The 20149-nt window shown below is 74.8% G+C and carries 15 protein-coding genes and 1 pseudogene; 12 read left to right on the top strand and 4 right to left on the bottom strand.

Going from position 1 to position 20149, the window contains the following annotated elements; translation table 11 throughout:
• Positions 1–72: 72 nt before the first annotated feature.
• The 4 genes and pseudogenes from OO62_RS05110 to OO62_RS05095 form a co-directional block, all read right to left on the bottom strand.
• On the bottom strand, positions 73–768 hold the full coding sequence (locus OO62_RS05110; protein WP_033265947.1) for a pyridoxamine 5'-phosphate oxidase family protein: 696 nt from the start codon (positions 766–768) through the stop codon (positions 73–75).
• A gap of 98 nt (positions 769–866) precedes the next feature.
• Positions 867–1742, bottom strand: a pseudogene (locus OO62_RS37630) (ATP-grasp domain-containing protein); the annotation flags it as partial.
• A complete protein-coding gene (locus OO62_RS05100; RefSeq protein ID WP_078617017.1) occupies positions 1739–2998 on the bottom strand; it encodes an MDR family MFS transporter in 1260 nt (419 codons plus the stop codon). The gene OO62_RS05100 and the pseudogene OO62_RS37630, both read right to left, overlap by 4 nt.
• A gap of 88 nt (positions 2999–3086) precedes the next feature.
• A complete protein-coding gene (locus tag OO62_RS05095) occupies positions 3087–4748 on the bottom strand; it encodes an AMP-binding protein (RefSeq protein WP_033266044.1) in 1662 nt (553 codons plus the stop codon).
• A gap of 350 nt (positions 4749–5098) precedes the next feature.
• Here OO62_RS05095 and OO62_RS05090 point away from each other — a divergent pair, with 350 nt between their 5' ends.
• The 12 genes from OO62_RS05090 to OO62_RS05030 all read left to right on the top strand — a co-directional run bounded on the left by OO62_RS05090 (position 5099) and on the right by OO62_RS05030 (position 20088).
• Positions 5099–6361 carry a condensation domain-containing protein gene (locus tag OO62_RS05090; protein WP_033265946.1) on the top strand — a complete coding sequence of 421 codons (1263 nt, stop codon included), beginning with the start codon at positions 5099–5101 and terminating at the stop codon, positions 6359–6361.
• Between the two features lie 193 nt (positions 6362–6554).
• A complete protein-coding gene (locus tag OO62_RS40455; RefSeq protein WP_063738971.1) occupies positions 6555–9002 on the top strand; it encodes an ATP-grasp domain-containing protein in 2448 nt (815 codons plus the stop codon).
• A gap of 32 nt (positions 9003–9034) precedes the next feature.
• On the top strand, positions 9035–10714 hold the full coding sequence (locus OO62_RS05075; protein ID WP_033265945.1) for a carbamoyltransferase C-terminal domain-containing protein: 1680 nt from the start codon (positions 9035–9037) through the stop codon (positions 10712–10714).
• A complete protein-coding gene (locus OO62_RS05070; protein WP_051732731.1) occupies positions 10714–12096 on the top strand; it encodes a KamA family radical SAM protein in 1383 nt (460 codons plus the stop codon). The genes OO62_RS05075 and OO62_RS05070 overlap by 1 nt, the downstream gene beginning before the upstream one ends.
• Positions 12093–13364, top strand: coding sequence for a pyridoxal phosphate-dependent aminotransferase (locus tag OO62_RS05065; protein WP_033265944.1), 1272 nt, complete (start codon positions 12093–12095; stop codon positions 13362–13364). The genes OO62_RS05070 and OO62_RS05065 overlap by 4 nt, the downstream gene beginning before the upstream one ends.
• The gene (locus OO62_RS05060; protein WP_033265943.1) at positions 13361–14074 is read left to right on the top strand and encodes a maleylpyruvate isomerase family mycothiol-dependent enzyme; all 714 of its coding nucleotides are present in this window, start codon (positions 13361–13363) and stop codon (positions 14072–14074) included. The genes OO62_RS05065 and OO62_RS05060 overlap by 4 nt, the downstream gene beginning before the upstream one ends.
• Positions 14075–14148: 74 nt before the next feature.
• Positions 14149–15306: a phosphopantetheine-binding protein gene (locus OO62_RS05055; RefSeq protein ID WP_033265942.1), complete on the top strand. Its 1158-nt coding sequence runs from the start codon at positions 14149–14151 to the stop codon at positions 15304–15306.
• A gap of 26 nt (positions 15307–15332) precedes the next feature.
• The gene (locus OO62_RS05050) at positions 15333–15647 is read left to right on the top strand and encodes an acyl carrier protein (protein WP_051732728.1); all 315 of its coding nucleotides are present in this window, start codon (positions 15333–15335) and stop codon (positions 15645–15647) included.
• On the top strand, positions 15644–16834 hold the full coding sequence (locus tag OO62_RS05045; RefSeq protein ID WP_051732726.1) for an acyl-CoA dehydrogenase family protein: 1191 nt from the start codon (positions 15644–15646) through the stop codon (positions 16832–16834). Before OO62_RS05050 ends, OO62_RS05045 begins: the two co-directional genes overlap by 4 nt.
• Positions 16827–17933: an acyl-CoA dehydrogenase family protein gene (locus OO62_RS05040; protein WP_033265941.1), complete on the top strand. Its 1107-nt coding sequence runs from the start codon at positions 16827–16829 to the stop codon at positions 17931–17933. The genes OO62_RS05045 and OO62_RS05040 overlap by 8 nt, the downstream gene beginning before the upstream one ends.
• The gene (locus OO62_RS05035) at positions 17930–18562 is read left to right on the top strand and encodes a 4'-phosphopantetheinyl transferase family protein (RefSeq protein WP_051732724.1); all 633 of its coding nucleotides are present in this window, start codon (positions 17930–17932) and stop codon (positions 18560–18562) included. Before OO62_RS05040 ends, OO62_RS05035 begins: the two co-directional genes overlap by 4 nt.
• On the top strand, positions 18559–20088 hold the full coding sequence (locus OO62_RS05030; RefSeq protein ID WP_033265940.1) for an AMP-binding protein: 1530 nt from the start codon (positions 18559–18561) through the stop codon (positions 20086–20088). Before OO62_RS05035 ends, OO62_RS05030 begins: the two co-directional genes overlap by 4 nt.
• The last annotated feature ends 61 nt before the right edge of the window (positions 20089–20149 follow it).

Below are 20149 nucleotides of genomic sequence, written 5' to 3'. Positions count from 1 at the left end.
CTCCCTCCTCCGCCTTGCGATCGCACGCACCAGACCCCGCTCCCTGATCCGCCCTGATCCAAACAACACGCCCTAGCCTTCCGTGGCAGTCGGGCGGGCGGCGAGGTGGGGCGGGGGTTCGATGCCGGCGGGGAGTCGTGGGTCGGGCCGGAGGGGGCCCCAGGAGGTGTGCAGGGGGAGTTCGCCGGCCCAGAGGCCCAGCGCGGCGTCGGGCCCGTCGCCGTCGTCCGGCGGGCCGGTGCGCACCTTCACCGACGCCTCGTCGAGGGAGAGGGCCAGCAGTGCGGTGGCGGCGAGCTCCTTGCGGCTCGGGGGTCGGGCGTAGTCCCACTGGCCCGGGGCGGCCTGTTCCGTCAGGCAGCGCAGCCCGGCCAGCTTCTCGTCCGGGTCGGTGACCGGCCGGGGTGTGCCGAACACCATCGCACTGCGGTAGTTGACGCCGTGCTCGAACACGGAACGGGCGAGGACCAGCCCGTCGACGTGGGTGACGGTGACGCAGACGGGCGCCCCGGGCGAGGCGGCCAGGCTGCGGCTGGCGACCGACCCGTGGAAGTAGAGCGTGTCGCCGTCCGCGCCGTAGACCGTGGGGACGACGAGTGGGGTGCCGTCCACGGTGACACCGAGGTGACAGACGAAGCCGGCGGCCAGCACGGCGTCGAGGACGTCGCGGTCGAGACGGCCCTGCTCGCGCAGCCGGCGATGGCGGGTGCGGTCGGTCTCCGGTAGCTGCCGGGGGTGCGCGGGGCGTGCGGTGTCTGCTGATTCCATGAGTCTTTGTCTATCGTGTGGCGGAATTCGTTGTCCATGGAGTTTGTTGCGACGAAATCGGTGGCGAATGCGAGGGTGGGGGAGTGGGGTGTCGTCGGCCGGGCGCCCACCTCGATGACCTGGGGGCGGCCGTCGGGGTCCACCTTCAGTTCGGTGTGCGCGATGCCGTTGCGCAGCCCGAGGGCGGTAAGGGCGGCGGTGGCGGCGGCGTACACGGAGTCGCGTACGGCCGGGGGGAGTTCGGCGGGGACGGTGTGGCCGAGTTCGGCGCGGCTGGTGCCCTCGGTGGTGAATTTCTCGGTGACCGTCAGGTGGTGCACGGTGCCGTCCGTGACGAGCGTCTCGACGCTGAACTCGGCCCCGTCCACGTGCTCCTGTGCGAGCAGGGTGGTGTCCAGTGCGATGCCGTGCGGGAACTTGTGGGTCTGGGACCGGGCGAGCCGGGCCGCGTCCGGGATCCCATCCGCCGAGCGGACCACCGAGACGCCGATGGACGCGGCGTTCTCGGCGGGTTTGACGACGAGCGGGAAGCGCAGTCCGGCCGCCGCGATGCGCCGGCTGAGGGTGGCGTGGTCGGGTGCGGTGAGGGTGCGCGGGGACGGGACGCCGTGCGCGGCGAACGCCTCGGCCATCGGGCGTTTGTTGCGGCAGGCGTCGGCGCGCGCGGGGAGGTGGCCCGGCAGTCCCAGCGCCGCGGCGAGGCGGGTGGCCAGCGGGGTGAGGAACTCCCAGCAGGGGACGATGCCGCGGATGCCGGCCTTACGGCAGAAGCCGGTCAGGTCGGCGAGGGCGGTCTGCGGGCGGCTGAAGTCGGTGAAGACCGGGGCGGTGATCTTCGCGGTCAGCTCGGGGCGGTAGTGCCCGAAGAGGTCCTCGTGGGTGGCGGCGTAGGCGTCCAGGCCGAGTCCGGCGGCGGCCGTCAGCAGGTCCTCGCCCGCCGAGACATCGGCTTCGAGCAGCAGGACTCCGGTCATGGCGAGGTTCCTTCCGATGCGCTTCGGGCGGCGTGGCGGCGGAGGGCGGGGGCCAGGGAGAGCTGGGCCAGGGCCGCGACGAGGCAGAGGGCGGCGCAGGTCAGCCAGAGCGTGGTGGAGCCGAAGGTGAGCAGGCGGGTGCCGGCCAGCGGCGCGATCAGGAAGCCGGTGCCCCAGGCCATGCCGATCAGGCCGTTGTAGCGGCCGCGGAGGGCGGTGGGCGCGAGGTCGGCGACGACGGCCGCGGTGACGGCGAACACCAGGATCTCGCCGAGGGTGGAGACCGCGACCGCGAGGCCGTAGACGACGGTCGTCGAGGCGGCGGCCGTCACGGCGTTGCCGCAGGCCGCGAGGGCGAAGCCGGTGGCGAGCAGCCGGCTCTTGTCGAAGGCGGCCAGCCGGTGGCCGATCAGCGGCTGCATCGCGATGACGACGGCCCCGTTGACGCCCATGACGAGGCCGTACGCACTGCTGGACATCGCGGTGCTCCGCATCGCCAACGGGAGGGTGGCGAAAGCCTGTTGGAAGACGACGGCGTAGACCACGATGATCCCGGCGAAGGCCAGCATGGTGCGGTCCCGCAGCACGGTGCGGTAGCTGCCGGCCGTGCGCTGCCGTCCGCCCGGGCGGGTTTCGGGTACGGCCAGCCAGACCAGCCCCCCGAAGACCGCACAGGCCCCGGCGTCCAGCCAGAAGAGCAACTGGTAGGCGTGCGAGGCGAGATAGCCCCCCAGCACCATCGCGACCGAGAAGCCGAGGTTGACGGCCCACAGCAGCAGGCCGTACGCGCGGGTGCGGTCGGCGGCGGGCACCGCGTCGGCGACCAGCGCCTGGGCGGCGGGGCGGAACAGGTCGATGGTGATGCCGAGGACGAAGCAGGCGAGCACGAGCACGGTGAGGCTGCGGGCGTGGCCGAGGGTGAGCAGGGTCGCGCCGTTCGCCAGCATGCCGCCGGTCAGCGCCGCCCGGCGGCCGAAGCGGTCCGCGAGGAACCCGCCGAGCGGCTGGGAGATGACCGAGCCGACGCCGACGACGGTGAGCACCAGGCCGGTGTCACCCAGGGAGACCCCCCGGACCCCGGTGAGGTAGAGGCTCAGGAACGGATTGACCATCGAGCCCAGACGGTTGACCAGGGAGCCGCCCCAGAGCACCCAGAACGCGCCGGGCAGTCCGCCCGCCCGCACCTGGAGGTACCTCCGCAGCCGGCCGGGGCGGGGCTCGCCGATCAGCGGGCCGGACGTGTCGAGTCTGCTCAAGGGGGTCTCCTCCGGGACGTACGGGCGGGCGGGTCAGCGACCGCAGCCGCGGGCTACGGACGGGGACGGGGCGGGGGCCGATGCAGGATCAGGTGCCGGGCGCCGGGGCCGGCGCGGGTTCCGGGCGGGCGCCGTGTGCCAGGGCCGTGCGGTCGACCTTGCCGTTCGAGGTCGTCGGCAGCGCGTCCAGCAGCTGGATCTCCTGCGGGACCATGTACGCGGGCAGCGTCTGCGCGCAGAACGCGCGCAGCTCGGCCGCGGCCGTCGCGGCGGGATCGGCCGCCGCGGGGTCGCCGGCGGTCCGGCCGGCCGTCGCCCGGCCCGCCGCCAGGACCACGAAGGCGGTCAGCTGCAGACCGCCGCCGTCGAGCCTGGGCAGCGCCATCGCGGTCGCGGCGGTCGCGCCGGGGAACTCGGTCAACCGGCGCTCCACCTCGCCCAGTTCGACGCGGTTGCCGTTGATCTGCACCTGGGAGTCGGTCCGGCCGCAGAAGCGGAAGCCGCCGTCGTCCCCCCGGAAGGCCAGGTCCCCGGTGCGCAGCACCAGTTGGCCGGACTGCGGGCACAGCGGGTCGGGAACCAGCGCCGCGCGGGTGGCCTCCGGATCGTCCCAGTAGCCGGAGAAGAGCGCGGGACTGCGGAGATGGATCTCGCCCGGGACGCCGGGCTCGTCGACGACCGCACCGTCCTCGTCGACCAGGAGCATCTCGGCGCCGGGGTGGGCGACCCCGATGGAGAGCTTTTCGGCGTCCTCGGGCAGGGGGTTGGGCACGTCCTCGAAGGAGCAGGCCATCGACTCGGTGGCGCCGTAGCAGTTGATGATGCGGGCCTGTGGCAGCAGCTGTTGCAGCCGGCGCAGCTCGGGCAGCGGGAACTCCTCGCCGCAGAAGAGGACGGAGCGCAGCCGGTCGAGGGCGGCCAGCCGCTCGGGCTCGTGGCGCAGGGTCTGCCGCCAGATCGACGGCACGCCGTTGACCTGGGTGGCGCCGGTCTCCCGCAGCACCCGCAGCAGCCGGCGCGGCCAGCGCACCAGGCCCTGCGGGACGGGCACCACGCTCGCCCCGCTGCCCAGCGCCAGGCCGATGTTGAGCAGCGAGAAGTCGAACTGCAGGGGCGAGGTGCTGGCGATCCGGTCCTCCGGGGTGGCGATGCGGTGCGCCAGCATGCCCCGGTAGAACGCGGTCACCGCCCGGTGGCTCATCACCACGCCCTTGGGCCGGCCCGTGGTGCCGGAGGTGAAGATGATGTACGCGGGGTCCGTGACGCAGGGGACCCGGCGCCGGGGCCGGTGGCGCTCGGGCGCCCGCTCGACGGTCAGCCCGTCCGGGCCGAACCGGGCCGTGCCGAGCGTTCCGGGGAGGTGCTCGCGGATCCCGCCCGGCGCCTGGACGTGGAGGGCGGGCCGGGCGGTGGCCAGCACGGACCGCAGCCGGTCCGCGGGGGTTTCGGGGCTCACCGGGACGAAGGTCAGGCCGGCCCGGGAGCAGGCGAGGAGCATCGCGAGGGCGTGGGCGGTGGTGTCGGACTCCAGGATCACCCGGGCGCCGGTCTCCATGCCCAGCTCCCGCAGCCCGGTGGTGTAACGCTCCGTCAGGGCGTCGAGTTCCGCGTAGGTGGTCACGGTGGTCCCGCCGGGCGGTGCGGATTCGATGACGGCGGGGGCACCGGGAGTGTGCCGGGCGGCGGCGAGCAGGAAGTCGTGGAGGAATTCCCCGGCGGAACCGGCCGGGGCGGGCGGCTGCTGACTCACGGTGTGGCGACCCCTCGTGGTGTGCGGGAACGGTGAATCCGGGCCGGTCCGGGGCGAGTTGACGGTGCCGTGCACTCCTGGGCACCTCGCGCGGCGGCCGCGTGCGGGCGGCGTCCGGCGGCGGTCGACCGGCCGTCCCCGGGGTCAACCAATTCCGTTCAGCGGAAAACGGATTCCGTAGATTGGTGATCAGGCTCTCATGCTCGCGAGGGGGGTGACGTGTGAGGTGGGTCACGTTTGCGGGTCTCTGCTGCCGGTTGAGCCTGGACAGACTTCAACGGATTGTGGCAGCGTCAGCTCTGCATGGAAATCAAATTCCGTATTATGGAAGTACGCCAATGGGGGAGCGTATGTCCGAGGAAGTACCGCTGTCGCTGGGGCAGCTCTCGGTGTGGCACGACATCCGAGAACTGCCGGCCCGGCGATGGCACGAGCCCAACAACGCGGCAGCCTGGCGCCTTCCGCCCGGCGTCAGCCCGGCGCGGGTCCGCACGGCGGTCCGCACCCTCGCCGCACGGCACCCGTCACTGCGCACCCGCTACGACCTCCACGACGCCGACACACCACGGCAGTTGCCGCCCGACGCCGACCTCGACGAGGACCTGACCGCACTGGAGGGCGCGGACGCCGACTCCCTGGCCCTCGCCGCCGGGCTGGCCGCCGAACCCTTCCACCTCGAACGGCAACTGCCGTGGCGTGCACGGCTGTTGACCCGCGACGGCGCCCCCTCGCACCTGCTCTTCGTCAAGCACCACATCGCGGCCGACGCCTGGGCGCAGGAACTCCTGCACCAGGAATTCCGCCAGGAACTCACCGCCCCCCGAGGGCCGGTCCCCGCCGCGCCCGGGCCCGCCGAGCTCGCCGCCGAGCAGTACGGACCCGCCGGGCTGCGCCGGCAGGCCGCGGCGCTCGACCACTGGACGCACACCCTGACCCAGGCACCCCCCGCCGCACTGCCGCGCACCCCCGCCACCACCGGCGGGACCGTCCAGGCCACCCTGCACTCCGCCCCCGCCCGCCCCGCCGCACACCTCGTCGCCGAACGCGCCCGGGTGTCGGTCTCCAGCGTCCTGCTGGCCGCCTACGTCCGCAGCGTGGCCCGCACCTGCGGCGCCGACACCCTGCTGGTCCAGCTGATGAGCGCCAACCGGTTCGCCGGCCGCTGGAAGGGCCTGGTCACCTCCATGAACCAGTGGGTGCCGGCACTGATCGAGGACGCCCGCACCGACGACCTCGTCAAGCTCGCCGACGCCGTCCACTGGAGCGGCCTCGCCGCCTTCCGGCACGGCATGCACGACGTCACCGCCGTCGCCGCACTGCGGGCCCGTATGCCCGGCGCCGCCGAACCGGCCTGCGCCTACAACTACGTGGCCGTACCCGACGACACCGCCGCGGGCGCCCCACCGCCCCGCGCCCCGTGGCCCGCCGGCCCACCCACCCTCACCTGGGAGGAACCCTTCACCACCATCGGCCCGCGCTGCTACGCCCGCGCCCTGGAGAGCCCGGACGCCCTCTCCGTCCGGCTCACCGCCAAGGACCTCGGCCGCGAGCGGTGCGCCGAGGTGCTGTGGGACCTGCACGAGAGCCTGCTCACCGCCGCCGCGGCCTCCTGAAGCAGCACCACCCCGCTTCGCCGCGCCCACCGGCCACCGGAGTTGCCGCACCGCGGGCCGCGCCCGCCCGACCGGCCGCCGCCCGCCGGACCGCCCCCCCACCTACCACCCCGGCGCCGCACCGAGCCGCACCACCGGCCGCCCCCTGTCGCCCACCCCAGCCCCCGTGCTCGCCCCGCCCCAGGAGGCCGCCGTGCCCGAACACGTGATGATCATCCACCGCTGGACCGACCGCTACGCCGACTACGCCGCCTACCTCGACCACTCCGTCCACCGCGTCAGCTACCTCACCACCGAACGCGCCGCCCGCCACCTGCCCACCGAACAGGCCGCCGCGGTACGGCTGGTGGACAGCGCCGAGAACCTCAAGGCGGTCCGCGACGCGATCGACTCACTCGTCGAACAGACCGGCCCGCCCACCCGGATCGTCGCCCTCCAGGAGACCGATCTCGACCTCGCGGCCGATCTGCGCGGGGAGTTCGACCTGCCCGGACAGCGCGCCACCGACCTGCTGCCGCTGCGCGACAAACTGCTGATGGCCGAGCGGCTCGCCGCGGCGGGCGTCCCGGTACCCGCCACCGCCGCGGCCCCCGACCACGCAGCGGTGGCCGCCTTCGCCACCCGGCACGGCTGGCCGGTACTGGTCAAACCACGGCGCGGCACCGCCAGCGCCGGCATCACCCGGCTCGACACCCCGGAACACCTCGCCGCCCACCCCTTCCCGCACGACGACGCACTGCTCGTACAGGAATGGCGGCCGGACCGCGTCCTGCACGTCGACGGCATCCACACCGGCGACGGCCCCGGCGTCTGGCGCGCCTCCCGCTACCTCAACACCTGCCTGGAATTCACCACCGGCACCGCCCTCGGCTCGGTCGAGATCGACGACCCCGGACTCCTCGCCCGCATCGGCGAACTCACCGCCGCCACCACCGGCGCCCTGTTCACCGGCCCCGCCGTCTTCCACCTGGAACTCTTCGAAAGCGACGACGGCGCGCTGCGCGTCCTGGAGATCGGCGGCCGCCCCGGCGGCGCCGAAGTCCCCTTCGTCTGGCGCGAGGTGCACGGCATCGACCTGATGGCCGCCGCCTTCGCGCACCAGACCGGCGCCCCGTACCGCATCCCCCGCCCCGCCCCCGGCCCCGCGCGGGTGGCCGGCTGGCTGCTGGTGCCCCCGTCCGTCCCGATGCCCTGCCGGGTGCGGGCGGCCACCTCCCCACGCGGGACCGGCCCGCACGCGGAACTGCCGTACGCCGAAGTCCTCCCGGAAACCGGCGCGTTGCTGACCGGCGGCGGATACGAGCACACCGGCGCACGGTTCCGCTTCCACGGGACCAGCAGCGCACAGGTCACCGCCGCACTGCGCCGCACGATGCGCACCGCGACGCTGGAATGCGACCCCGTGGACCCCGAGGCCCCCGGCCGGCTCGTCCTCGTCGGCTGCGGCAACCCGCCCTACCGCGCCTACGCACTGAAGACCGTCGCCGCCCGGGTCCGCACCGCGCTCGTCCAGCACACCCACCCCGACTGGCAACGCCCCTTCGTCGCCGACCGGTTCCGCACCGCCGAGACCTCCGACGCCACCGCCACCACCCGCGCCGTCGCCGCGCTGCTGACCGGCCACCCCGGCCCCGGAGCCATCCTGACCTGGGACGAAACCCTCCTGGAAACCACCGCGGAGGTCGCCCGCCGGCTGGGCCTGCCCCACATGAGCCCACAGGCCGCGCGCCGCTGCCGCGACAAACTGGCCACCCGGCGGCTGCTCGGCGCCGCGGGCGTGCCCTCGGCCGGCTTCCGCCACGTGCACAGCCGCGACGAAGCGCTGGCGGCGGCCGAGGAACTCGGCTGGCCGGTCGTGGTCAAACCCCGCGCGCTGGCCGGCAGCATCGGCGTCACCCTCGCCGGCGACCCCGCCCAGGTCGCCCGCGCCTACGACCAGGCCCGCGCCGCCGCCTTCCCCGGCATCCGGACACCCGCCGGCGCCATCGTCGAGGAGTACCTGCCCGGACCCGAGATCAGCGTGGACTGCGCGGTGTCCGACGGCACCGCCCGGATCGTCAACGTGGCCCGCAAACGGCTTGGATTCGCGCCGTACTTCGAGGAGGTCGGCCACCTCGTCGCCCCGTGGCGCGCGGAGCCCTGGGCCGACGAGGTACGGTCCGTCGTCACCGGCGCCCACACCGCGCTCGGCATCCGCACCGGACTCACCCACACCGAACTCCGGCTCACCCCCACCGGACCCCGCGTCGTCGAGGTGAACGGCCGCCTCGGCGGCGACTTCATCCCCCTGCTGGGCACCCTCGCCACCGGCGTCGACCCCGTCGAGGCCGCCGCGGACCTCGCCCTCGGCCGCACCCCCACCGGCACGCCGCTGCACGACCGCTGCGCCGAGGTCCGCTTCGTCTACCCCGACCACGACGGCACCGTCGCGTCCCTCGACCTGACCGACGCCGCGGCCGTACCCGGCCTCAACCGCGCCGTCCCGCTCGCCGCGCCCGGCACCGTCCTGCTGCTGCCTCCGCGCGGCATCGTGCCCCGGCTCGCCGCCCTGATCGCCGTGGGGGACACGCCCGACGCCTGCGCCGCCGCCCTCGGCCGCGCCCAGCGCGCCGTACGGCACACCCTCACCCCGCTTCGCTGACCGACCACCTGCCGACGAAGAAAGACCGACCCATGACCTGGATCCTTGGCGTCAACGCACCACCCACCGGCTGGCACGACACCGCCGCCTGCCTCGTCAACGGCGACGGCGAGGTCATCGCCTTCACCGAGGAGGAGCGCTGCAACCGCCGCCGCCACTCCCTCTACCGCAAGCCGGCCGGCGCCGCCCGCTTCTGCCTCGCGCAGGCCGGCATCACCGCCGCCGACATCGACGTCGTCGCCCTCGGCTGGGACAGCGAGCAGCTCTACCCCCGGCGGTTCGCCTCCGACGCGGACTTCCTCGCGTACGCCGTCGGACTGGACTTCGGCGACCACACCCCCGAGGTGGTCCGCGTCCCGCACCACCAGGCGCACGCCGCGTCCTCCTTCTACGCCTCGCCGTTCACCGAGGCCGGCGTGCTGGTGATCGACGGCCACGGGGAGAACGAGTCCTCCACCATCTGGCATTACGAGGACGGCGCCGAACCCCGGCTGGAGCGCAGCTGGCAGCGCACCGCCTCACTCGGCTACGCCTACGACGCCGCCTCCACCTGGCTGGGCTTCTCCTTCCTCAACGCCGGCAAGACGATGGGCCTGGCCGCCTACGGACGCGCCGCCCAGCTGGAGGTGGCACCCCTCGTCGAGCTCACCGCGGACGACTTCCACCTCGCCGTCGACCCGTTGACGGAGAACCGCGGGACCGCCACCGCGGACGAGATCAAGGAGCAGTACGGCACCGTCGTCGGCCGCTGGCGGGAGCACTACACGAAGATCGCCGGGGCGGACGGCCCGAGCGCACCCGAGGACCGTCTGACCGAGGACCCGAACGCGATCCTCGTCGCGTACACCGCGCAACGCCTCATCGAGCAGACCGTCACCCACCTCGCCGCGCTCACCCGGAAGACGGCCGGGGTCGACGCGCTGTGCCTGAGCGGCGGGGTCGCCCTCAACTGCAGCACCAACGGCACCCTGCCCGGCCCGCTGTACGTACCGCCGGTACCGCACGACGCGGGCGTCGCCCTCGGCGCGGCCTGGACCGTACGGCCGCCCCGGAGGCGGGAGGGTGCGCTGAGTCCCTATCTGGGGGTGGAGGTGGGGGCCCCTGATCGCCTCAACGCGGCGGGGGCGGGGGATATTTCGGGGCTGGTGCGGGCCGAGCTGGACATCGACGAGCTGGCCGGGCTGCTGCTGGACGGGCAGGTGGGCGCGGTCGCCCAGGGGCGCGCCGAGGTGGGGCCGCGCGCGCTGTGCCGGCGGTCGATCATCGCCGTACCGGACACCGCCGAGGTCAACACCCGGGTCAACACCCTCAAGAACCGCGAGCAGTGGCGGCCGTTCGCCGGCGTCACCCGGCCCGACTACGGCAGCCAACTGTGGGAGCAACAGGAGTACTTGAGCCTCTACATGCTCGGCGCGGCCAAGGCCACCGCACTCGGCCGCCGGGTCGCCCCCGGCGTCGTCCACATCGACGGCACCACCCGCCCGCAGGTGCTGCACGGCGACGAGGCGCCCGCCGTCGGCGCGGCCCTGGACGCCCTCCAGCGGCACGGGGCGCCACCCGTCCTGCTCAACACCTCCTTCAACGACAAGGGCGATCCCGTCGTCAACACCGCCGACGACGCCCTCGCCGCCTTCCGCGCCATGGACCTGGACTTCCTGGTGCTCGGCGACGCCCTGTACCGCAAGCCGAACCGCGCGGGAGGTGCCCGCTGATGCCGGCCGCCCTGCCGGAGCCCGCCCGCTTCAAGGCGTTCGGCCCGCGCCACCTCGACGACATCGCCCGGCGGCACGGCCTGCCCGACGACCTCCGCGAGACGGTACGGCGGGTGTCGCTCGTCCTGCCGTTCCGCGTCAACGAGTACGTCCTGACCCAGCTCATCGACTGGGAGAACACCCCCGACGACCCGATGTTCCAGCTGACGTTCCCGCAGCGCGGCATGCTCGCCCGGGCCGACGAGGAGCAGCTCGCCAAGCTGTCCGCCGACCCCGCCGACAAGCTGCTGCTGCGCGAGGCCGTCCAGGACATCCGCCGCCGCCTCAACCCGCACCCCTCCGGCCAGCAGCAGCTCAACGTGCCGCGCCAGGACGGCGTCCCGCTCCCGGGCCTCCAGCACAAATACCGCGAGACGGTGCTCTACTTCCCCGGCCAGGGCCAGACCTGCCACGCCTACTGCACCTACTGCTTCCGCTGGGCGCAGTTCATCGGCGACGCCGATCTGCGCTTCGCCGCCCCCGACCCCGGCGGACTGATCGGCTACCTGCGCGCCCACCCCGAGGTGCACGACGTCCTGGTCACCGGCGGCGACCCGATGGTGATGTCCACCGAGCGGCTGCGCACCCACCTGGAACCGCTGCTCGGCATCGACACCGTCCGCACCCTGCGGATCGGCACCAAATCCGTCGCCTACTGGCCGCAGCGGTACGTCACCGACCCGGACGCCGACGACGTACTGCGGCTGTTCGAGCGGATCGTGGCCACCGGCCGGCAGCTCGCCGTGATGGCGCACTTCAGCCACCCCCGCGAGCTGGCCACCGACCTCGCGCAGCGGGCCGTGGCCCGGATCCGCGCCACCGGCGCGGTGGTCTACTGCCAGGCGCCGCTGATCGCCCACGTCAACGACGACGCCGCGGTATGGAGCGAGCTGTGGCGGGCCGAACTGGCGGCCGGGGCGGTGCCCTACTACCTCTTCGTGGAACGGGACACCGGTCCCTACGACTACTTCAAGGTGCCGCTGGCCCGGGCCGTCACCCTCTTCACCGAGGCGTACCGGACCCTGCCCGGCCTCGCCCGCACCGTCCGCGGCCCGGTCATGTCGGCGACGCCCGGCAAGGTCGTGGTGGACGGCGTCGAGGAGACACCCGACGGCGCCCACTTCCAACTGCGGATGCTCCAGGCACGCGTCCCCTCCCTGGTCGGCAGGCCGTTCCGGGCCCGCTACTCGCCGCACGCCGCCTGGCTCGACGAACTGGAGCTGGACCCCGCCACCCCGCCCGACCTCGCGGCCGCCCTGCGCGGCGGCGCCCCGGCCGGCAGCGCACCGCCGGACGGCCACGAGGACCACGCCGCCACCCGTACGCGAAGGAGCCCGAGATGACCGCCGTCACCGCCGCGCCACCCTCCCCGAACCTGGCGCTCAACCAGATGGTCGACCGGCGCCGCGCCGCGGGGGAGTCCCTGGTCCACCTCGCGTTCGGCGAGGCCCGGCTGCCGGTGCTGCCGCAGCTGGCCGACCGGCTGGCGGCCGGCGCGGCCCGCGCCGCCTACGGCCCGGTGGCCGGCGCCGAGGGCGTACGCGACGCGGTGGCCGGCTACTTCACCCGCCGCCGGCTGCCCACCGAGGCCGGCCAAGTGATCGTCGCGCCCGGCAGCAAGCCGCTGCTGATGGCGCTGCAACTGGTCGTCCCCGGCGATCTGCTGCTGCCCCGCCCCGCCTGGAACAGCTACGCCCCGCAGGCGGTCTACGCCGGCAAGAAGGTCTTCGGCGTACCGATCCCCGCACAGTGCGGCGGCGTCCCCGAACCGGCCGCCCTGCGCGCCACCCTCCGCCGGGCCCGGGCGGCCGGCGCCGACCCCCGGCTGCTGGTCCTCACCCTCCCGGACAACCCGACCGGAACCGTCGCCCCGCCCGCACTGATCCGCGAACTGTGCGCGCTCGCCCGGGCCGAGGACCTGCTGATCGTCTCCGACGAGATCTACCGCGACATCCTCCACGACCCCGCGGCCACCGCCTTCCTCAGCCCCGCCGAGGTGGCGCCCGAGCGCACCGTCGTCACCAGCGGACTGTCCAAGACGCTCGGACTCGGCGGCTGGCGGATCGGTGTGGCCCGCTTCCCGGCCGGCGACACCGGCGCACTGCTGCGGGACGCCGTGGTCGCCGCGGCCAGCGAGATCTGGTCGACGCTCGCCGGTCCGATGCAGCAGGTCGCGGAGTACGCCTACGCCGAGCCGCCGGAGATCGTCGAACGGATGCGGGCGAGCGCCCGGCTGCACGGCGCGGTGGCCCGGGCCGTGCACCGGATCGCCGTCGAGGCGGGCGCCGACTGCCGCCCGCCCACCGGCGGGTTCTACGTCTACCCGGACTTCGCACCGCTGCGCGGCCCGCTCGCCGCACGCGGCGTCACCGACTCCGCGTCGCTCGCCGCCCGCCTCCTCGACGACGCGGGACTCGTCGTCCTCGGCGGCCATCTGCTGGGCGACGACCCGCAGGCGCTGCGTTTCAAGGCCGCCACCAGCCTGCTGTACGGCGACGAGCGGCAGCAGGAACAGGCGCTGCGGGCCGACGACCCCACCCGCCTGCCGCACATCGCCGGTGAACTCGCCGCGATCGCCCGGGGCTTCACCCGGCTGAAGGGAGCATCGTGAAGGAAATACCGCCCACCCCGGAGTCCTTCGGGGTGATCGCCGCGGCCACCGACCGGCTGCTGGCCGGCCTGGCCGGGCTCGACGACCGGGACGTCGGCGCCCCGTCCCGGCTCACCGGCTGGACCCGCGGCCACGTCCTGAGCCACCTGGCCCGCCAGGCCCCCGCCCTGGAGCGGCTGCTGGAATGGGCCCGTACGGGCGTCCCCACACCCCAGTACGCCAGCCGGGCGGCCCGGGACGCCGAGATCGAGGCGGGCGCCCACCGGCCCGCCGGCGCCCTGGTGGCCGACGTCCGGGAGACCGCCGAGAGCTTCCGGAACACCGTCGAGGAACTCCCCGCGCCCGCCTGGCAGGCCACCGTCCGCCCCTTCACCGGGGAACTCTGCACCCCGCGGCGGATCCTGGTCATCCGGATCCGCGAACTCGAACTCCACCACGTCGACCTGGACCTCGGCTACCGCATCGCCGACATCCCCGAGGCGGCCCGGCAGATCATCCTCGACGACGTACTGGGCTACTACGCCGAGGCCGACGGCGTACCGGACTTCGTCCTCAGCGACCGCGAGGGCGCGCTGCTCGGGCGGTTCGGCACCGGCGGCCCGGTCGTCTCCGGCACGACCGCCGACGTGCTCGCCTGGCTGGCCGGCCGCTCGGCCGGCCGGGAACTCCACTCGACGGCGGAGCTGCCCGTCCTGCCCCCGTGGCTCTGACCGGCCGGCAGCCACCTCCCACCGCACCGCACCGCACGACGAACCACCACCCACCCAAGGAATGTGAACGGAATATGGCAGTCACCGTCGAACCCGAGCAGTTCGACCTCGGATCGGTCCACAGCGGTCTGCTGGACTGCATCCAGGTCAATCTGGCGGTGCTCGCGGACCACCACTACGGCCCCGGCGCGCACCTCCGGCTCGGCGCACGGCTGGACTTCGGCAGCTGGGCAGGCGCGGACGGACTGCCGACCGTCGACCCGCCGCTGACCGTGCAACTGACCACCGCGACCGGGCTGCTGGGCCTGCGCGTGGCGAGCCGGGAACGGCTGACCCGCGGCGAGCTGCTCGCCGCGCTGCGCAAGGACGGCGGGGTGCGCTACGCCGTCGCCGACGCCTACCTGCTGCCCTGGCTGCCGTACCACCGGCGCGCGCACATGGAGCACAGCTTCCTGATGGCCGCCGGCCCCGACGGCTGGCACATCACCGACGCCTACCGCAGCGACACCGCCTGGGGCACCGCCACCCCCGGCCACTGGGTGCTCGCCGACGACGACCTCGCGGAGCTGGCATCCGCCGAGGTCATCGAGCTGGTGCCGGTCGGCGCCCGGCCCGTCGACGCCCTGCCGCCCGCACACACCGCGGACGCGGCCGCGGTCGCCGGCTACCTCGCCGCGTACGACGCCTGCGCGGACCGCGCCCGGGCGGTCGACCAGCTCACCGTCGAGACCTGGCTGCTCGCCCGCGCCCGCAAACTGCACGCCGCCTACCGCGCGCTGTTCGCCCGCGGAGCCGCCGAGGCGGCCGCCGAACGCGCCCACCTGCGGGCCTGGGACAAGGTCGTCGAACAGACCTACCTCGCCCACCGCCGGGTCTCCCGCGGCCACGCCGAACCACCCGGCGTCGTCGACCGGCTGCGCGAGGCGCTCGCCGCCGACCTGACCGTCTTCGGCAGCCACCCCACCGCCTCCCCGGCCGCCCCCGGCCCGGTGCCGGCCGCCGAGGACGCCCTGCGCCGCCGCGTCGCCGCCGTGGCCGGCGCGGTACTCGGCGTACCGCCCGCCGCCCTCCTCGACGGCAGCCCCTTCGACTCGTTCGCCTCGTTCAGCTCCTTCCGGCTGATCGAGATCATCGAGCGGCTGGAGAGCGAACTGGGCACCGAGTTCGACGCCGACGACCTCGTCCCGGCGAACCTCCGCCGGGTCGACGACCTCTGCCGCATCGCCCGCTGACCGCCCCGCACCCCAGAGAGGCCCCCATGGACGCCCGCTTCACCGCACTGCTGCGCCCCTTCCTCAAGCACACCGGCCCCGACGACCTCACCCTCACCCCCGACACCGACCTGCGCGCGCTCGGCGTCGACTCCATGCAGGCCATCGAGCTGCTCTTCGCCGTCGAGGACACCTACGGCATCACCCTGCCGGACGAGGAACTCAACGACACCACCTTCGCGACCGCCGGCAGCCTGTGGCGGGTGATCGCCGCACAGCTCCCGGAGGAGGCCGGCGCACGGCCCGACGACGGGCCCGTCTCCGCGCCCGGTACCGGAGCCGACGGCCGGGCGACCGCATGACCGCCGCGAGCCCGCGTGCGGCGCAGCCCGCCGCACCGGACCTGACGGCCCGCCTGGCCGAGGTCACCGCGGTCACCGAGGAACACCTGGCGCGCACCGACCACGCCGCGGAGTTCCCGGTGGACGCCCTCGCCGCGCTCCGCCGCACCGGCCTGCTCGGCCTGCTGGTCCCCGCCGCGTACGGCGGACTCGGCGGTACCGTGCGGGACCTGGTCGCGGCCGCGCAGACCCTCGGGCGCAGCGACATGTCGGTCGGGATGATCTTCGCGATGCACTGCCAGCAGACCGAGGCCGTCGTCCGGTACGGCACCGAGCGGCTGCGCGCGGAACTGCTGCCCGGCATCGCCGCGGGGGAGAGCTACCTCGCCTCCGTCACCACGGAACCCGGCAAGGGCGGCCACCTGCTCAGCGCCCACGCCCAACTCATCGACGAAGAAGGGCAGTTGGTGCTCGACCGGGCCGCGCCCATCGTCACCGGCGGTGAGCACGCCGACGGTTTCCTGATCACCATGCGCAGCCCCGGTGCCGACGCCACCGCGCACCAGGTCTCGCTGGTGTACGCCCACCGCGACCAGCTCGACATCGGCGCGTCCGGCGACTGGCAGCCGATGGGCATGCGCGCCAGCCACAGCGTCGCGCTGCGACTGACCGGGCGCATCCCCCCGCACCAAGTGATCGGCGAACCGGGCGCGTTCCACGAGGTGGCCGCCGCCGTCTTCGGGCCGCTGGCACATCTGGGCTGGTCGGCGGTGTGGCTGGGGACCGCGGCGGGGGCGCTCTCCCGGGTGCTGAAGCTGCTGCGCAGTCCGGCGGGCCGCGCCCGCTTCGAGCCGGGCTCGGAGCTGCTGCTCACCCGCGTCTCCCGGGCCCGGCAGCGGCTGGACGCGGTGCACGCGCTGCTGCAGCAGACCCTGCGCACCGTGGAGTCCGGCGCGGACCTCTCCGCCCCCGCCCGGCAGCTCCAGCTCAACGCGCTGAAGATCACCGCCTCCGAGGAGTGCCTGGCCGCCGTCGACGGCCTGGTCGCCGCGCTCGGACTGCGGCACGGCTACCTCAAGGACTCACCCACCCGCCTCGAACTCGCCCTGCGCGACCTGCGCTCCGCACCGCTCAACTACAGCAACGACCGGCTGCACCTCGCCGACGGCCGGCTCGCGCTGCGCGACCAGGGAGTGAGCTTTGCCTGAGCACGGCAGTGCCCCGCTCGACGCGCTCCCGCCCACCGCGAGCGGCTCCCAGGTATGGGCCGCCCTCGGGCGGGCGGGCCTGATCGCCGAGGTCTACCGGGACGGCGCGGCCGGCACCGGCGTCGACCCAGGGCGCCTCGCCGGCCTGCTCGGCGCCGTCGACGCCCGCTTCTCGCTCGCCGCCACCCTGTCGGCCAGCGTGCAACTGGCCACCGCGCTACCGCTCCTGGCCACCGGCCGCACGCCGGTGGCCCGGCAGGCCCTGGAGCGTGCGCTCAGCGGCCGGGCCACCCTCGCGCTGGCGGCCACCGATGTCACCGCGGGCACCGACCTCACCGCGCTGCGGACCGAGGTGCGCCTCGACGACGACGCCCTGGAGGTGACCGGCGAGAAGAACTGGATCGCCAACACCGTCACCGCCGAGCACTTCCTCGTCCTGGCCCGGCACCGGCCCGGCCGGCACTTCACCCACTTCACCTGGGTCCTGGTGCCCGCCGACGCCCCCGGCGTGACCGTGCGCCCCGCCGACTCCGCGCTGTTCGCCGACTCGGGCGCCGGCCACGTCACCTTCGACCGGGTACGGCTGGGCCGGGACCACGTCCTGGGCCGCACCGGCTTCGGCCTGCCGCTGTTCGCCCGGCACATCGCCACCGAACGCCTCGCCGGCGCGCAGTGGGCCGTCGCCCTGTGCCGCCGCGTCCTGACGGACACCCACCGGCACCTGGCCGGCCGCGCCCACGGCGACGGCACCCTGTGGCACCTGGACGCGGTACGCCAGCGCTTCGCGGCCTGCCTGGTCCGCGTGCGGGAACTCCACGCCCTGGTGGGCGCGTTGGCGAAGGAGGTGGCCGAACACCACGACACCACCGCCGCCGCCACCCTCAAGGCGGCCGCCGGACCGACCGTGCAGCACGTCCTCACCACCTGCGGACAGCTGTGGGGCGCGGCCGGCTTCGCCACCGGAGGGATCCAGGAACTCCGCGCCCAGGCCGCGCTGTTCGGCATCGGAGGCGGCGCCGACGAGGTGGTGCTCGGCACCCTCGCGGACGCCGCGGAGAGCGTCCTCGCCGGCCTCGCCCCGCCGGACACCGCGCGGTGAGCGTCCCCCTCCTGGTGGCCGACCGGCTCTGGGTGACCACCGCCACCGCGGACCGGGTGCCGCCCAGCACCCAGCCCGGCGATCTCCGCCGGGCGCAGGCCATGCCCGAGTGGCGGGCCCGGGAATTCCTGGCCGGACGCGGCCTGCTGCGGCAACTGCTTGCCACCGTACGGCCCGCCCTGGCCGGCGCCGACCTCACCGCGGACCGGCGCGGCAAGCCGGGGCTGCGCGGGCACCCCGGCATCGGCATCAGCGTCTCGCACAGTCAGGGCGCCCTCGCCGCCGGAGTCGCCGTCGGACGGGCGCTCGGCGTGGACGTGCAGCGCCCCGGCACCCACGTCACCCCCTCCTTCGCCCGCCGCCTGCTGGGCGACCACGCCGGGCGGCTCGCCGCCCTGCCGCCGGCGCGCGCCGCCGAGGAGGTGGCCTGGGTGTGGACGGTCCAGGAGGCGTGCGTCAAGGCCGACGGCACGGGCCTGGCCGGCCGCCCCTGGACCATCGACGTCACCCCCGGCGCCCGCACCGGCCGCTGGGGCGCCCTCCGCTGGATCGCCCTGCGCGACCACTCCGCCCTGCCCCTCAGCTGCGCGTTCCCCATGGCCCCGACCCTCACGAAAGGCGAACGGTGAGCACCCCCGACGCACCGCCCACCCTCTACGACTGGTTCGCGGCCTCCGCCGCCGCGCACCCCGGCCGCACCGCGCTGGAGACCGGCGACAGCACCCTCGACTACGCCGAGCTGGCCGGCCTCGCCGAGACGCTGGCGGCGCACCTCCACCAGCGACTGTCGGGGCAACCACCGTTCCGCATCGGCCTGTTGGCGGCCCGGACCGCCGTCGCCTACGCCGGCTACCTCGCCGTCCAGCGCCTCGGCGCCACCGTCGTCCCCCTCGGCCCCTCCTTCCCCGCCGCACGCAACGCGACGATCGCCCGGACCGCGCGGCTCGACGCCGTACTGGCCGACGGCACCGGCCCCACCGACCGCCTGGGCGTCCCGGTGTTCACCCTCACCGACCCCGAGCTGCGCCGCCTCACGGCGCCGCCGCTGTCCGGCGTCCGCCCCGCCGGGCCCGACGACCTCGCCTACCTCCTGTTCACCTCCGGCTCGACCGGCGCCCCCAAAGGCGTCCCGGTCACGCACCGGAACATCCGCGCCTACCTCGCGCACGTCGTGCCGCGCTGCGCGGCGGGCCCCGGCGACCGCTTCTCCCAGACCTTCGACCTGACCTTCGACCCCTCGGTGCACGACATGTTCACCGCCTGGGGGAGCGGCGCCACCCTCGTCGTGCCGACCCGCGACGAGGTCCTCACCCCCGTCCGCTTCGTCACCGCGCGCGCCCTCACCCACTGGAACTCCGTCCCGTCGGTGATCTCGCTCGCCCAGCGGTTCCGGGCGCTGCGCCCGGACAGCATGCCGACGCTGCGCAGCAGCATGTTCTGCGGCGAACCGCTCACCCTCCAGCAGGCCGCGGCCTGGCAACGGGCCGCCCCCGGGAGCCGGCTGGAGAACGCCTACGGCCCGACCGAACTGGCCGTCACCTGCGCCGCCTACCGCCTCCCCGCGGACCGCGCCGACTGGCCGTCGCCCGCCAACGGGACCGTCCCCATCGGCACCCTCCACCCGGGCATGGAACTGCGCCTCCAAGAGGACGAGTTGTGCGTCCGCGGCCCCCAGCGCTTCCCCGGCTACCTCGATCCGGCGCACAACGCCGGCCGCTTCCTGGCACCCGACGGCGGCCCCTACGACCCGGCCGTCCCCCCGACCGACGCGCACTGGTACCGCACCGGCGACCGCGTCGGCCCGGCCGGTGACGGCCGGTCGCTGGTGCACCTCGGCCGCGCCGACCAGCAGGTCCAGGTGCACGGCTACCGCGTCGAACTCGGCGAGGTCGAGGCGGCGCTGCGGGCGCTGCCCGGCGTCCGGGACGCGGCCGTCCTGCCCCTGGCCACCCCCGGCGGCCTGGAACTCACCGCCGCGTACACCGGCGCCCCCGGCACCGCGGACGACCTGCGGGCGGCGCTGCGCGACCGGCTGCCCGCCTACATGGTGCCGGCCACCCTCACCGGGCTGGAGACCCTCCCGCTCAACCCCAATGGCAAGACCGACCGGGCCGCCCTCGGAGAGCTGCTCGGGGTGCCCGGCCGGCCGTCCTGACACGTACGCCGTGCCCCGCGGCCGGCCGACCGGTCCCGCCCCGCCCGATCAAGTCCCCTTC

The organism is Streptomyces lydicus, assembly GCF_000717345.1.
Taxonomy (GTDB): Bacteria; Actinomycetota; Actinomycetes; order Streptomycetales; family Streptomycetaceae; genus Streptomyces; species Streptomyces lydicus.
The sequence above is the reverse complement of the archived record's forward strand: the minus strand, read 5'-3'. Positions and strand labels throughout refer to the sequence as shown.